This window comes from Polaribacter sp. Hel1_33_78, assembly GCF_900106075.1.
Classification (GTDB): domain Bacteria; phylum Bacteroidota; class Bacteroidia; order Flavobacteriales; family Flavobacteriaceae; genus Polaribacter.
In genome coordinates, this window is record NZ_LT629794.1 from 1 (window position 1) to 16,454 (window position 16,454).

10 protein-coding genes and 3 pseudogenes are annotated in these 16,454 nt (G+C 31.0%); 8 read left to right on the forward strand and 5 right to left on the reverse strand.

Annotated elements, in window-relative coordinates:
* A pseudogene (locus tag BLT88_RS00005) lies at nt 1–1,096 on the reverse strand (ATP-binding protein); the annotation flags it as partial.
* 108 nt (nt 1,097–1,204) lie between these two features.
* On the opposite strand from BLT88_RS00005, the pseudogene pgk reads away from it, so the two are divergent.
* Nucleotides 1,205–2,388: pseudogene (gene pgk / locus BLT88_RS00010) on the forward strand (phosphoglycerate kinase).
* A gap of 100 nt (nt 2,389–2,488) precedes the next feature.
* Nucleotides 2,489–3,540, forward strand: a pseudogene (locus tag BLT88_RS00015) (aldo/keto reductase).
* A 106-nt stretch (nt 3,541–3,646) separates the two neighbouring features.
* Here BLT88_RS00015 and BLT88_RS00020 read toward each other — a convergent pair.
* The 3 genes from BLT88_RS00020 to BLT88_RS00030 form a co-directional block, all read right to left on the reverse strand.
* A complete protein-coding gene (locus BLT88_RS00020) occupies nt 3,647–4,219 on the reverse strand; it encodes an acyltransferase (RefSeq protein WP_036784779.1) in 573 nt (190 codons plus the stop codon).
* 6 nt (nt 4,220–4,225) lie between these two features.
* Nucleotides 4,226–4,972 carry a deoxyribose-phosphate aldolase gene (deoC, locus tag BLT88_RS00025; protein WP_091952149.1) on the reverse strand — a complete coding sequence of 249 codons (747 nt, stop codon included), beginning with the start codon at nt 4,970–4,972 and terminating at the stop codon, nt 4,226–4,228.
* Between the two features lie 130 nt (nt 4,973–5,102).
* Nucleotides 5,103–5,699, reverse strand: coding sequence for a DUF3109 family protein (locus tag BLT88_RS00030; RefSeq protein ID WP_091952150.1), 597 nt, complete (start codon nt 5,697–5,699; stop codon nt 5,103–5,105).
* Between the two features lie 88 nt (nt 5,700–5,787).
* On the opposite strand from BLT88_RS00030, the gene BLT88_RS00035 reads away from it, so the two are divergent.
* From BLT88_RS00035 to BLT88_RS00045, 3 genes are all read left to right on the forward strand, one after another.
* Entirely contained in the window at nt 5,788–6,372 is a 585-nt protein-coding gene (locus tag BLT88_RS00035; RefSeq protein WP_036784771.1) for a MarC family protein, read from the forward strand.
* Nucleotide 6,373: 1 nt separating this feature from the next.
* Nucleotides 6,374–6,979, forward strand: a complete 606-nt coding sequence (locus tag BLT88_RS00040; protein ID WP_091952151.1) for an NAD(P)/FAD-dependent oxidoreductase — start codon at nt 6,374–6,376, stop codon at nt 6,977–6,979.
* 149 nt (nt 6,980–7,128) lie between these two features.
* Entirely contained in the window at nt 7,129–7,860 is a 732-nt protein-coding gene (locus BLT88_RS00045) for an energy transducer TonB (RefSeq protein WP_091952152.1), read from the forward strand.
* Nucleotides 7,861–8,274: 414 nt separating this feature from the next.
* On the opposite strand, the gene BLT88_RS00050 is transcribed toward BLT88_RS00045, so the two are convergent.
* Nucleotides 8,275–10,167, reverse strand: a complete 1,893-nt coding sequence (locus BLT88_RS00050) for a recombinase family protein (RefSeq protein WP_091952153.1) — start codon at nt 10,165–10,167, stop codon at nt 8,275–8,277.
* A gap of 332 nt (nt 10,168–10,499) precedes the next feature.
* On the opposite strand from BLT88_RS00050, the gene BLT88_RS00055 reads away from it, so the two are divergent.
* From BLT88_RS00055 to BLT88_RS00065, 3 genes are read left to right on the forward strand one after another with little or no spacing between them, the layout of a single operon-like run.
* The gene (locus BLT88_RS00055) at nt 10,500–12,206 is read left to right on the forward strand and encodes a class I SAM-dependent DNA methyltransferase (protein ID WP_091952154.1); all 1,707 of its coding nucleotides are present in this window, start codon (nt 10,500–10,502) and stop codon (nt 12,204–12,206) included.
* Nucleotides 12,199–13,506 (forward strand): restriction endonuclease subunit S, encoded by a 1,308-nt coding sequence (locus BLT88_RS00060; protein WP_091952155.1) that lies wholly within the window; start codon nt 12,199–12,201, stop codon nt 13,504–13,506. The genes BLT88_RS00055 and BLT88_RS00060 overlap by 8 nt, the downstream gene beginning before the upstream one ends.
* Complete coding sequence (locus BLT88_RS00065; protein WP_091952156.1) at nt 13,503–16,454, forward strand: type I restriction endonuclease subunit R; 2,952 nt, start codon at nt 13,503–13,505, stop codon at nt 16,452–16,454. The genes BLT88_RS00060 and BLT88_RS00065 overlap by 4 nt, the downstream gene beginning before the upstream one ends.

A 16,454-nucleotide genomic window follows, 5' to 3' on the forward strand; every position in this document is an offset into this window, starting at 1 on the left:
AAGATCTAATAAAATAATCTTTGCATTCCCATTTCTTTCAATATGATACATGGCATCATTTAATTCTTTTTCTATTTCTAGAATATTTCCTGAATGCACAAAAGGCGCAAATTTAGACAAATCAAAACCTGATTTTGATTCCATAAAAACCAACTGATCAGACTTGTAGTTCATCAATAGTGCTTGTCTAAAGAATTGTAAACAATAGTCTAAAAAACGTTTTTGGGTTTCTCTTCCAGTTTTTGCAATGGTATCAGACCAAGAAATTAGTTGCTGCACCACTGAAGCATTTCCTTTAGCCCTAAAAGCAGTTCTTATCCAGGCAATAAACCATTCTTCAAAAACTAAATCAGAAGAGTCATTTTGTAATAAATGCAATGCTTTGATATAATTTCCTTCTGCTTGATGTGCAATTTTTGTCGCTTGGTTGTCCGCAACTTGATTCTTTAAAATCAAAGCATTTGCGATATCTTGTTCACTCAAAGCAGGAAAATGCAATGCTTGGCAGCGCGATTTTATAGTGTTTATAATCTGTTCTTCATTTTCTGTAATCAATAAAAAAACAGTTTTTTGTGGTGGTTCTTCAATCAGTTTTAATAATTTGTTGGCAGCAGCAATATTCATTTTTTCTGCCATCCAAATTATCATTACTTTAAAGCCACCCTCATAACTTTTTAAGCTTTAACTTTTTAACAACAGCTTCAGATTCGTCAACTCCAATTAAACCTTGCTTATTTTCTACACCTATATGTTGTAACCAATTAAATAAGCTACCGTAAGGTTGTGTTGCAATAAAATCTCGCCAATCTTCTAAAAACAAATCACTTACAGCATGTTTTTTTACCGAATCGTTTGTAGTTACAGGAAATGCAAAATGTAAATCTGGATGTTGGAGTTTGTTGCATTTTATATTACATGCTCCTGCATCTTCGGAAAAATTACACAATAAAAATTGTGCATAGGCAATTGCCATTGGCAGCGAACCACAACCTTCTTTGCCTATAAACAGCTGTGCATGCGGAACTCTGCCATTCTCAGCAGACTTTTGCAAATGTTTCTTAATGTGTTCTTGGCCTATAATTTGTTTGAAAAGCATATGCAAATATAACAGATAAATTTACGCAAACGTTATCTTAATTTTTGAGTTTTCAATTTTAGTAACCGTAAATAAAAAAGTATTTTTGTTAAAAATACATCAACAAAAATGAAAACACTGAAAGATTTTAATTTCCAAAATAAAAAAGCAATTATCCGTGTAGATTTTAATGTGCTTTAAATAATCAATTCGAAGTTACAGATACTACTAGAATTGAAGCTGCTAAATCTACCATTATAAAGGTTTTAGAAGATGGAGGAAGCTGCGTTTTAATGTCACATTTAGGTCGTCCAAAAGGCAAGCAAGAAGAGTTTTCTTTGAAACATATTGTTGCAAAAGTAAAAGAAATTTTAGGTTAACGTAAAGTTTGTTGAAGATTGTATCGGTGAAAAAGCTGAAGAAGCTGTTGCTAATTTAGAAAATGGAGAAATTTTATTACTAGAAAATCTTCGTTTTTACGATGAAGAGAAAAAAGGAGATGTTGCTTTTGCAGAAAAATTGTCTAAACTAGGAGATATTTATGTAAACGATGCCTTCGGAACTGCACACAGAGCGCATGCATCAACCACAATTATTGCACAATTTTTTGGAGATAATAAATGCTTTGGAAACTTATTAGCGAGAGAAATTGAAAGTATCGATAAGGTATTAAATAATTCAGAAAAACCAGTTTTAGCAATTCTAGGAGGGGCAAAAGTGTCTTCAAAAATTACGGTAATTGAAAATATTTTAGATAAAGTAGATCACTTGATTATTGGTGGTGGAATGAGTTTTACATTTATTAAAGCACAAGGCGGAAAAATTGGTAACTCAATTTGTGAAGATGACAAAATGGAGTTAGCACTTGACATTTTAAAACAAGCAAAAGCTAAAAATGTTCAAATTCACATTCCTGTTGATGTTGTTGCTGCTGATGATTTTAGCAATGATGCAAATACGCAAGTTTGTGATATTAACAAAATACCAGATGGCTGGGAAGGAGTTGATGCTGGACCAAAATCTAGAGAAATTTTTGATATAATTGCAAACCAATGTAAACTATTTTATGGAACGGCCCTTTAGGTGTTTTTGAAATGGACTCTTTTGCTGCAGGTACGATTGCACTTGGTCATTCAATTGATAAAGCAACTAAAAATGGAGCATTTTCTTTAGTTGGTGGTGGAGATTCTGTTGCAGCTGTGAAACAATTTGGTTTTGCAGACAAAGTAAGTTATGTTTCTACGGGTGGTGGAGCAATGCTAGAAATGTTAGAGGGTAAATCTTTACCAGGAATTGAAGCAATTTTGAAATAAAAACGCTTAAAACATATGTTAAAAAAGTTCTCAAAATGAGAACTTTTTTTTATGCCTATAATTAGTGTTAAATAAGCCTTATTTTTGTTATTCTAAAAAAATTAAACATCAAAATGAATATACAACGTTACCAAACACAGAGACAAAAGTTTTCTAAAATTTGTTTAGGAACCATGACTTGGGGAAACCAAAATACAGAAGCAGAAGCACATGAGCAAATGAATTATGCTTTAGAAAAAGGTGTGAATTTTATAGATGCCGCCGAATTATATCCTGTACCCGCAAATGCAGAAACGTATGGCGATACTGAAAGAATTATCGGTAATTGGCTAAAAAAAACAGGAAATAGAGATAAGGTAGTTTTGGCTTCAAAATTGCTGGAGCGGGGATTATACAGCACATATTAGAAAAAATGGCTTTAGTAAAAAAGGCATTACGGAAGCAATTGAAAATAGCCTCAAACGTTTACAAACAGATTATATGGATTTATATCAATTGCACTGGCCTTCTAGAGGAGTAAACTGTTTTGGAGTTAGAGATTATCCTTATAAAACAGCTAGTAAAGAAGCAGAAAATCATTTAGAAATTTTAGAAACTTTAAGTGATTTTATAAAACAAGGCAAAATAAAACATATCGGTTTGTCGAACGAAACTCCATGGGGAACTATGAAATATTTACAAGCATCAGAACAATATAATTTACCAAAACCTGTAACCATTCAGAATTCATATTCTTTAATTCACAGAGGATATGAAGTTGGTATGTCTGAAGTTTCAATGAGAGAAAACATAGGTTTATTAGCTTATTCACCTTTAGCACAAGGTGTTTTATCAGGGAAGTATATAGATGGAAATTTACCTGAAGGCGCAAGAGGAACTTTGTTTCCCAGGTTTATTGCTAGATACAGAAATAAAGGCTCAGAAGCTGCGGTTCTAAAATATTTAGAAATCGCCAAAAAGAATAATTTAACACTTACTGAATTATCTTTAGCTTATATAAATCAGCTACCATTTGTAACCAGTAATATCATTGGCGCTACAAAAATGAGTCAATTAAAAGAGAATATCAATTCTATTTATGTTGAATTATCTGATGAAACTTTAAAAGAAATTGAAGCTGTTCATGCAGCAATTCCGAATCCTGCACCTTAAAAAAAGACACTTTAAATAAAGTAGAAAACCAGATACTATTAATTGACAGCATCTGGTTTTGTAGCTTCATAGTTCGAATGAGTTTAAAACACCTTTTAATCTATTTTCACTTTACTTTTATAACACTATTATCCTTCAATTGATACTCTTGCCCACTTTCTTTACACGTTGCAAAACCCTGTTTATTAAATTCTAATCTATGGCCAAACTCCCCCACCCAGCCTATTTGTTTTGATGGATTCCCAACCACCAAGGCATATGGTAAAATTTCTTTTGTTACAACTGCTCCCGCTCCAATAAAAGCAAATTCGCCAATATCATTACCACAAACAATGGTTGCATTTGCGCCAATACTCGCTCCTTTTTTTACAATTGTTTTTAAATATTCATTTTTTCTAATAATAGCACTTCTTGGATTTATAACATTTGTAAAAACCATGGAAGGCCCTAAAAAAACATCATCTTCACAAATAACACCCGTATAAATAGAAACGTTGTTTTGCACTTTTACATTTTTACCTAAAATAACTTCAGGAGAAACCACAACGTTTTGACCGAGATTACAAGATTCGCCAATACTACAATTAGACATAATATGACTAAAATGCCAAATTTTTGTCCCTTTCCCTATAATACAATTATCATCTATAACTGCCGTTTCGTGTGCAAAATAATCCATAAAGTATTAATATCCTGTCTTGTGACTTTTCTCTTTAGTACAAATCTCTTTAGATGATGAAGTTCCTATTCTATCAACTCCTATAGAAATCATTTTTAATGCCGTTCCATAATCCCTCACGCCTCCTGCAGCCTTTATTTGCAATGGTTTTGCATTTTCAGAAATTAGTTTCATAGTTTCAAAAGTAGCACCATTTGGCGTGTTGTCTTGAGTTTTAAAAAATCCTGTTGATGATTTAACAAACACTTTTTTAACAGCAGCTTCATCAAAATTTTCGAGAACAACCTCCTTTATTAGTTGTGAAATTACAATAATTTCTTCTCTCGTCAAGGCAGCTACTTCTATGATCCATTTTGCAACTTTATTGTTTTCAATACAAAGTTTAGTCGCTTTTAAAACTTGCTCTTTTATCATCGCAATTTTACCTTCTTTAAAAGCGGTATAATTGACAACAAAATCCAATTCATCTGCACCTAAATCAATCGCTTTTTGGGCTTCTTTTAATTTAATTTCAGTAGATGAGTTCCCTTCCGGAAAATCGATTACAGTTCCTATTAAAAAGTCAGCTTTTGATTCTAAAAACATTTTTTTTGCTAATGAAATATATTTTGAACGAATCATTACTAATTTATAATTGTACAAAATGGCTTCATTTATCAAATCAACTACTTTTTGTTGATTATCTTCTTCTGTAATACTTGCTTGAGTTGCTGTCTTTAAATAAGTAGCATCTAAAAATTGATTAATTTTCATACTACCAAAAATACGTAATAAAAAAAACCCAGCATAAAGTTGGGTTTAAATTTTAATCTACCCAGAAAGAAAAATACAATTTATATCTAACCTTTACTGGTTTTTTACTTTGTAATCCTTGTATAATATTCTAGAAAACTTTGCTATATAGGTGCTTTATTTTAAATGTTTTTTCCGCCACTTTTTCTAATTCATCATACCAATTTTGACCAAACTTTCTAACTAAGGCTTGTTTTACAAACTTGTATACTGGCACTTGAAATTCTTTGCCTAAAGAACAAGCGTCATCACAAATTTCCCATTTATCATAATTTACTGCAGAAAACTCACTATAATCTTTAACTCTTATTGGATATAAATGACAAGAAACTGGCTTCTTCCAATCAATTTCTCCTTGATTATGCGCTTCTTCGATAGCGCACAAGGCTGTATTCTTTTCATCAAAAATTACATAAGCACAATCTGCCCCATTAATCAAAGGTGTTTCTAATTCTCCCCATTCACTTGTAACCCAAGCTCCTTCTTTTTCAATAACCTCAATTCCCTCTTTTCTTAAAAAAGGTTTTACTTTTGGATAAATTTCTTCTAATATTTTAGCTTCTTCTTTTTCTAATGGAGCTCCAGCGTCACCATTTACACAACAAGCACCTTTGCAGGCGGCTAAATTACACACGAAATCTTTTTCGATAATATCTTCTGAAACGATTGTTTTTCCTAGTTGAAACATGCGAACAAAAATATGACTATTTTTTTTAATTTTTTACAAATTCATAAAGTAAGTTTTCTAATTTTGCAATAAATTAAACTTATAGATTATGAAATTTAACCTAAAAGAAATTATAACTGCGTTTATGGTATTATTTGCTGTTATAGATATCATTGGTAACATTCCTATTATTATTGATTTACGAAAAAAATCAGGACATATACAGTCTGAAAAAGCATCACTTATTGCAGGTTTCATTATGATTGTATTCTTGTTTCTTGGTCAAAGCTTATTAGGTTTAATTGGTATTGATGTAAATTCTTTTGCTGTTGCTGGTGCTTTTATTTTATTTTTTATCGCTTTAGAAATGATTTTAGGCATTACTTTATATAAGGAAGATGGTAATTCTTCCTCCATAACTGCCACCGTATTCCCTCTAGCTTTTCCTTTAATTGCGGGTCCAGGAAGTTTAACAACGTTACTTTCTTTAAGGGCAGAATTTGCCATAGAAAACATTATTGTAGCTGTAATTTTAAATGTAATTTTCTTATACATCGTTTTAAAAACATCGTCTAAAATAGAACGTTTAATTGGTCCTTCTGGAATTCAGATAATTCGTAAAATTTTTGGCGTAATTCTCTTAGCTATCTCTGTAAAACTTTTTACTCAAAACATAAAAATGCTATTTATATAAAATGATTTTTGATGCATTAATAATTGGCGGAGGAGTTTCCGGAATGCAGTGTGCACTCATTTTAGGCTCTGCAAAAAACAAGCATTTTGCTGCTCATAAAAAAATAGGAATTATAATGCACCAAAGAGCTTCTCATTTAGAAAATGCCTTGTTTAATAATGTTTTAGGTCTGGCTCCAAAAACATTAGGAAAAGATATTTTAATTGAAGGTAAAGAGCAATTAACAACTTTATATCCTCATGTTTCTCATATTAATAACGAAAAAGTTTTGTCAATAAGAAAAATTGATGGCATTTATACTATAGAAACAACTAAGAACAGCTATCAATCGAAAATTATAGTCATTGCATTAAACTACTCAAAACCCTTTTCCATAAATGGTTTAAACAAATATATTATTCCTCACAAAAAAGCAAACCCAGAAAAAGATAGAATTCAATTAAATAATGAAAATCATCTCATACAAAAAGGGTTGTATTGCTGCGGTACAATCGCTGGTTTACGAAGTCAATTTGCAATTGCTGCAGGAAGTGGTGCTTCTGTAGCCACAGATATCCTTACTCTTTGGAACGATCATACACCAACAAAAGTGCATGATAAAGTATGAGGAAAATCATGTTTTAATTCTCTTTTACTGTCTAATTTTATATCTGTTAAGTGACTCTGTTTTTATCGGTTTAATTCCGTTCATTTAACAATAGACTGTTATTCATAATAGTCGTTTTATATTTTTTAGAAACATTAAAGAGTTAAAAGATGCAAATTAAAAAAAACCCAAAACAACAGTTAGAAAATTATAGTAAAATTTTTATGCAAATAGGTTTAGTACTTTCGCTATTTATCACTTACGTGTCAATGGAGCATAAAACATTTGAAAAAAATAATTCATCACACTTAGGCATCGTAAATATGGTTGATGAAATGAAGGAAGAAATTCCAATTATTGAAATTCAAAAAGTAGAACCTCCAAAACAAAATATACCTCCCCCTACAATAGAGAAAATCAAAATTGTCGAAGACGATTTAAAAATAGAAGAAACCATTATAGAATCTACAGAAACTGATGAAGGTGAGGCTATTGTTGTAAATACTGAGGATATTGAAGAAGTTGAAGAAGCAGAAGAGTTTATCGAAGACATTCCTTTTATTTTAATTGAAGACGTACCTGTTTTTCCTGGATGCAAAGGAAATAACAAAGAACTTAAAGCTTGTTTTACTAAAAAAGTAACAGGACACTTTGGGAGACAATTTAATTTAGATTTAGCGACTGAATTAGGCCTACTACCGGGTAAAAAAAGATTATTTGTAGTTTTTACAATTAGTAAAACCGGAAAGGTCATCAATGTAAGATCAAGAGGACCTCACCCAGTTTTAGAGAAAGAAGTAGCTAAAGTTATTGGTTCTTTACCACAAATGAAACCAGGTAAACAAAGAGGCACTCCAGTAGGCGTAAGTTATAGTATACCGATAACATTTGAAGTTAGGTAATAAAAAAATCCAGCTTAAAAGCTGGGTTTTTAATTAGATCAAAATGGTCATTATAATTTTCGCTAATCTGTATAATAAGTCGCAATTATAATTTTTTAGTGAAGCCATCTTTGTGTTCATTTTATAAAGTACTCCAAAATTTGTTGTAAAGAAAAACTCTATATCTGTTATGGTATAAAGACGTCAAAACGTAAATAATCATGTATAACATGGACTGTAAAACAATACATTCTCGTATCTTTTATGACTTCATGATTTTCTTCTTGTTTCTTTGATACCGGAAGAACCCAAAACAAGAGAGAGGTGATTTCTACGATACACGTAAAAATCACCTCTCCTATATTTTCAATTAAAGCTACTATGAGTTTACTCTACTGTAATGGTTTAATTCGTTGTGACAATTACTCTTACTCCTTAAACCTTTTTTAGTACTTTTCCTTTAAGTGTTCGGTAGTAAGATGAGAGTTTTGGTTTATCCCACTTCTTTCCTGTCGGGGTTAATAACCTTTCCTTATTTAATTTATCACATATATTTTGTAATGATAAAAACTCTACTTCTTTAAGTTGAATTATTCTTTCATTTAAACCTTTACGAACTTCTTTATTTAACTTAGTTCTTATTTGTGTTGGTTTTTTGAACCTGAAGTTTACTTTCCTATCCCCATCTATTATTTTATAATCCTTAAACCCAGTTTCATCTATATTACCTTTATTATTATAAATCAATTTATCACCTACAATTGGTAATCTGAAATTGATAGTAATATCGTGTTCTTTCGATTTCTCATCAAAGAAAACTTGAATATTCTGAACATTACGATTTATGAAACCTCTTTTTTCTTCTAACGATAGGTTCTGTACTTTTTTTACATCTTTCTCCATTTTTGAAATCCAATTAACCCATCCTTTTGATTCAGAAATTAATCTCTCCTCTTTTGTGATTAAATCCATCTCCTCCTCAACTATTTCAATAGATATTTTAAATTTCTCTCGAAGTTTATCACCAACTGATTCACTTATTTTTTTAGTTCTAACATCATACTCTATCTGTATTTGTTCATCTTCTAAACTCTCTAATTCTCTTCTTTTGTTTCGTAATTTTGTTCCAATACTACCCAATCTTTTGGAGTTCTTAGACTCTGAATCCCATTTTGGAGATAAATCTTTTATTTTGTACTTCTCTCTAACAATCGATGATTTAGTAATAATCTCTGTAATCTTGTTTAGGAGTTTTTCATCAGTCTCTATGATATTCAAACTCCTCTTCATTTTACAATTTGTTTTATTGTAATTTTTCTTTTTATCGTTAAGGTAATCTTCATTATGTTTCCAACTGTATTCTGAACACCTACCGTAGTACTGTTGAGAATTTCCTCTTTTTCTATAAGATAAACTCAACCCACATTCATCACATACAATAGTTCCACCAAGAATATGGTCGGTAGGAATATTCTTTTTTCTTTTTTGAAGATGGAGATTCATTTTTTGATTTACACTATCCCATAAATCTTTTTCAATAAGTTGAGGGGTATCAATCGTTATCTCATCAACAGTAGTTATATCTCCATTTGGAAGTTTTTCCTCCCATTTCCATACTTGTTTTCCAATATAAATTGTGTTCCTCATCATTTTTTGAAGTGTCCCTAAATTCCATCCTAATTTGGTTCTCCGAGGTTTAATATCTGGTATCTTATCAAGATACATTTTAATATCCATTGTACTTTTACCCTGGTTGTACATCGTGAATATCTTTTTTAGATGGAAACTCTCTTTTAAATTTTCTTTAAGTTTTTTGTTTTTTACAGTATATCCAAAAGGTATGGTTGAACCTAGATAGGTGTTTCCACTTCGAAGGGAGTTTCGTTTTCCCATAATACTTCTCATCCTTCTCAACTCATTATCATATTGTGATATTAAAGAAAGTACTCCTATCATTAATTTATCAGGTGAGTTATTTAAGTCATATGGTTTCGTTGAATCTCCAATATAAATTTGAACCCCATAATCGATAAACACTTTTAGAATAGAGTACCAAGATTGAGAATACCTACCCAACCTATCTGTATTAAATACCCAAACTTTTCTTATCCCATTAGGTTTTTGAATCTCATCCAACAACTCGACTAATTTTGGACGATGGTTTATTTCAACCTTAAAAGAACTTTGAACCCCTTCATCAAATTCTTGATGTTTTAATCCTAATATTTCGGATATTTTTCTTCCAAGTTCCTTTTGGATATCAAGAGAACTACCGTCTGTTTCTTGAGGTTTTGAACTAACTCTATATAATAATCCTATTTTCTCCATAAGGGTAAGGTTGACACAGTTTAATTTAACCAAATGTAAATATAATGTGTGTTAAAATATAATCTTACTCCTTAAAATTTTTAAAACTTAATAAAAGATAACAGAATGAAGAACAATTAACCAAATACAAATCTCTTTTTGATAGTGGATTACTCCCAAAAGAAGTTTATTTAGAAGAGGTAAGGAAAATAATGGGTTAATGAGTTTACACTATCCCACCTTTCATTCTTTACAACTACAACTCCAAAATTCTTATATTTCATACAATTAATTCAAAAAAAAGGGTCTTTAAAACACCCTAAATTGACTATATTGTCCCTTAAAAAAATACGATGAATAACCATAATGAAATTTCTTCTTTTGTATGGAACGTTTGTGACGATGTACTTAGAGGATTATTTAAACAACACGAATACGGAGATGTAATCCTTCCTTTCTTAGTACTTAGAAGATTGGATTGTGTTATTGAACCAAAGAAAGATGAAATTATTGAACTCTACAATGAGTTGAAAGATGAGGTTGACCCAACCCCAATTATAAAAAAACAAACAGGATTAAAATTCTTTAATCACTCTAACTACGATTTACAAAGATTGAAGGGAGACCCAAATGGATTGAAGGTTAACTTCCCTAACTATATAAGTGGTTTCTCTCAAAATGTATTTGAGATTTTAGAAAATTTCCAATTAGAAAAACCAGTTGAAAAACTCCTTAAGAACAACAAACTATATCTTTTAATAGATAAGTTTACTGAGATAGATTTACACCCTAATAAGGTAGATAATCATACAATGGGACAAGTCTTTGAGGAACTTCTTCGTAAGTTTTCAGAGATGTCTAACGAAACTTCGGGAGAACACTACACCCCTCGTGATGTGGTTAAACTTTTAGTTTCTATGGTTTTTTCTGAAAGTGAAGAACACTTAAAAGGAGATGGAATTATCCGTTCTATTTTTGACCCTTGTTGTGGTACAGGTGGTATGTTAACGATTGGTAAGGAATGGATTGAGGAAAACATTGATAATAAGGTTCGTTTAAACCTTCAAGGACAAGAATTAAACCCACACACCTATTCTATTTGTAAATCTGATATGTTGATTTCAGGTGAAGACCCTGACAATGTAAAGTTAGGTTCTTCTTTATCTGAAGACCATTTTGAAGGTAGAAAGTTTGATTATATGATAACCAATCCTCCATTTGGGGTAAGTTGGAAATCTGAGAAAGAGTTTGTGGAAGAAGAATCTAAAAACCCTTATGGAAGATTTAGTGTAGGAACTCCAAGAGTTTCTGATGGTTCTTTATTATTCCTACAACATCTTATTTCTAAGATGAAAGAGGAAGGTTCTCGTATAGGAATTGTATTCAATGGTTCTCCTCTTTTTACTGGTGATGGTGGAAGTGGTGAATCTGAAATACGTAAATGGATTATTGAAAATGATATGTTGGAATGTGTAGTTTCATTACCAGACCAATTGTTCTTTAATACAGGAATATCAACGTATATATGGATTGTAACCAATAAAAAGAAATCTCAACGAAAAGGAAAGGTTCAATTAATTGATGGTTCTACTTTTTACAAACCGATGAAAAAATCATTAGGAAGTAAACGAAAGAAAATATCCAAAGACCAAACAGAATCACTTATTCAAACGTATCACAACTTTGAAGAAAATGAATTCTCTAAGATTTTTGACAATGAGTTTTTTGGATATACCAAAGTAACCATAGAACAACCAACTATAAAAAACGATAAGGTTGTTAAGGATACAAAAGGAAATCCAAAACCAAACACTAAATTAAGAGATAGTGAGAGAATACCTCTTACCGAAGATATTGAAGAATATTTTAACAGAGAAGTAGAACCACATTTACCTCATAGTTGGATGGATAGAGAGAAGGATAAAGTGGGTTATGAAATCAACTTTACAAAGTATTTTTATCAGTACAAACCATTACGTAGTTTAGGAGATATTACCTCTGATTTATTGGAGTTAGAAAAAGAGAGTGAAGGAATCTTTAAAGAAATTATAAATGAATAGATACCAATACTATAAAAACGTACCTGAAACATGGATTGGAGATATTCCTGTTCATTGGAAAATTTCTTTAGTTAGTAGACATTTTAATATTGGAAGAGGAAGAGTTATATCTAAAGTTGAAATTTTCGAGAATAAAGGTGATTTTCCAGTTTATAGTTCTCAAACAACAAATAATGGTGAATTAGGAAAAATTAACACATATGATTTCGATGGAGAATATGTGACATGGACAACAGATGGAGCAAATACTGGTACATGTTTTCACAGAAATGGGAAGTTTAACACAACTAATGTTTGTGGAATGTTAAGTAAACGGAACATTCTTTTTGAACTTAAGTATTTGTGTTTCTATTTAAACCTTGTAACAAAACCATACGTTCGTATTGACATAAACCCAAAGTTAATGAATAATATGATGGGGGGAATACCATTAATTGTTCCTCCAATATTCGAACAACAACAAATCGTATCCTTTTTGGATGATAAAACCCAAAAGATATATTCTCTTATCCAACAAAAAGAAAAGAAGATAGAACTCCTTAAAGAGAAAAGAACCTCACTCATTAACCATGTTGTAACCAAAGGTGTTAATCCCAATGTGGAGATGAAAGATTCTGGAGTGGAATGGATTGGTGAGATTCCAAGTCATTGGAATACTTCAAAGTTAAAATATCATGGTAATTTTTTTAGTGGTTACTCATTTGACAGTAATGATTTTCAAAATGAAGGTGAGGTAAGAGTTATTAAAATTTCTAACATTCAAAACAATGGTGTTTCTTGGGAAGATTTATCATTTTTACCAAAAAACTATTATGACGATTTTGAAGGATTTAGAGTATTAAAAGGAGATTTAATTTTTGTTTTAACAAGACCTATAATCTCCACAGGAATTAAAGTATGTTTTTATCAGGAAGAACATTTAACTCTTTTGAATCAAAGAAATAGTGTATTTAGACCTGATGTAGATACTTTAGTAAAAAGATTTTTATTCTTTTTAGTTAGGACGTTTTACTTTTTTGAAGAATTCAAACAACAACTAAAAGGAAGTGGTCAACCAAATATATCTACAGAACAAATATCAAATATTAAAATCTATTTACCCTCTCTTAAAGAACAACAACAAATCGTTGAGTATTTAGATAAACAAACAGAAGAAATTGATACCCTCATCCAATTAGAACAAAAGAAAATAGATACTCTAAAAGAATATCGTCAATCTTTAATATCAGAAGTAGTAACAGGTAAAATAAGAGTATGTGAAGAAGATAATTCATTGATTTTAAACTCCCAAACCGTATGAGAAAACCAAACGAAGAACGTTTCGAAAAACATATAGAACAAACCTTAATTCAACATGGGTATACTTCTCGTTTATATACGGAGTACGATAGAAACCAATGTCAACTTCAAGAAGAACTCATAGAGTTTATTAAATCTACTCAAAAGGAAGAATATGATAAACTATACAAACAATTTGATACTTCAACAGATAAACAACTGAGTAAGATTGTAAATGACCAAATCTCTAAAAGAGGGATTATTGATGTTCTTAGAAAAGGAATTAGTACAAGAGGATGTTCTTTTGATATGGTATATTTTGAACCAAAGAGTGGTTTGAATCCTGAACATCAATCTAAATTTGAAAAGAATCGTTTTGTATCAGTTCGTCAACTTCACTATTCTAATAAAAATGAGAATTCTATTGATTTGGTATTGTTCTTAAACGGAATACCAATTATTACAATGGAGTTGAAAAACCAACTCACAGGACAAAACATAAAGAACTCAGAGAACCAATACAAATACGATAGAAACCCAATAGGAGAACCCCTATTACAGTTTAAAAGGTGTTTGGTACATTTCTGTGTAGATAACGATAAAGTATCTATGACTACTCGATTGAGTGGTAACAAAACAAGGTTCTTACCTTACAATAAGGGGATAGAAAACCCATCTGTAAAAGATGATTTTCGTTCTGAGTATTTATGGAATGAAATCTTACTTCCTAATTCACTTTTAGATATCATAGAGAACTTTGTATTGGTATCCGTAGAATCTAAAAAGGAGTGGAATGATAAACTGAAAAAAGTAACTTTAGAAAAGGAAGAGATTCTTATATTCCCTCGTTACCACCAATTAGATGTTATTCGTAAAGTAAGGAGTAGTGTAAAAGAAGAAGGTGTTGGAAACAATTACCTAATTCAACATACCACAGGTTCAGGTAAATCATTTAGTATTGGTTGGTTATCACATACCCTAACCTCATTGTATAAAACCAAAGAAGATACCAAACGAATGTTTGATACCATATTGGTAATTACAGATAGAAAGGTATTAGATAGTCAGTTAAAAAAGACTGTTAAAGATTTACAACAAACTGATGGGGTGGTGAACCCAGTAGATATTAACTCAAAACAATTAAAAGAGTTTTTAGAAAAAGGAAAAGATATCATTGTAACTACAATTCAGAAGTTTCCTTTTATCTCTGAAACCATTTCACAACTAAAAGGACAAACCTTTGGAGTAGTGATTGATGAAGTACATTCATCTCAGAGTGGAGAAACCTCTAAACACCTAAAGAAATCACTTTCAGGAGATGTTATTGAAAATGAGGATGGAGAGGTAGATTATGAAGAAATGATTCGTAAAGAAATTGAATCTAGAGGAAAACAACCTCATATATCTTTCTTTGGTTTCACAGGAACTCCTAAAAATAAAACATTAGAACTCTTTGGTAGAAAGAATGAAAATGATGGGTTTGAACCCTTCCATTCTTACTCCATGAAACAATCTATTCACGAGGGATTCACTTTAGATGTATTAGAACATTATACAACTTATAAAAGATATTTTAAGGTAAAACAAACGGACACAGAGGATAAGGAATTACCTGAAGGACAGGTTATGAAACAACTTGTTGATTATGTAGATTCTCATGATGAGACCATTAATCAAAAGGTTAATATTATTCTTAATCATTTTACTTCATCAACTTCCAAAAAAATAAACGGAAGAGGAAGAGGAATGGTGGTAGTTCGTTCTCGTAAACATTGTGTTCTTTTCCATAAAGAAATGGTACGTCAAATGAAAGAGAGAGGACTTTCATATTCTTGTTTAGTAGGGTTTAGTGGTGTAGTTCATTTAAAAGGGGACCATAAGGAGTATACAGAAGTATCTCTAAATAAAGAAAACGGATTAGAAGGTTCAAACATTCCAAGTGGTTTGAAAGACCCACGATTTAGAATCTTAATTGTATCCAATAAGTTTCAAACAGGATTTGATGAACCATTGATTCACTCTATGTATGTAGATAAGAAATTGAGTGGAGTTCAATGTGTACAAACCCTTTCAAGATTAAACAGAACGAAGAGTGGTAAAACAGATACGTTTGTTTTAGATTTTGTAAATGATACGGAAAAGATAGTAGAATCATTTCAACCATTTTATACATCAACCGTTCTAACAGGGGAAACAGAACCTGATAAACTATATGATTTACAAAACGAAATAGAATCGTTTACCATCTTTTCAGATGACCATATTGATAGGTTTTGTAAAGAGTTTTATAAAGATACGGAAACAGATGAACGTTTACACCCTATCATTGATGAGGTTGTAGATAACTTTAAGAATTTAGAAAATGATGAACAAAAAGAAGAGTTTAAATCTAAAATTCAATCTTTCATTCGATTGTATTCTTACATCTCTCAAATCATCAATTTTACAGAAGTAAATTGGGAGAAACTATATGTATTCCTTCGATTCTTAAACAAGAAACTACCAAAAGGAATTACTGAAAAAATTAGTATAATAGATTCAGTTGATTTAGGTTCTTTAAGAATTCAAATGATGGGAGAATCTCGTTTATCATTAGAAGATAAAGGTGGAGAAATCGAACCAATGTCTGGTGGAACAGGTGGTGGTATTGATGAACCAGAATTAGACCTTTTATCTCATATTATTCAACGGATTAATGAAGTTTATGGAATAGAGTTATCTGAGGAGGATAAAGTTGATTTGAAACAGGTAACCGAAAGATTAAAGAATAATGATGATTTGGTTTCTGTTATGATGGGTGATAATTCAGAGAGTGATAAAAAAGATTGGTTCAAAAAGGAATTTGGTGGAGAGGTTTCTGAATACTACGGAGATAGATTAGATTTTTATAAGAAGATAATGAACCCTAAAGTCTTCCCAATGATATTAGAGGGGATGTATAAAGATTACAATAAAGATATAAGGAAGTAA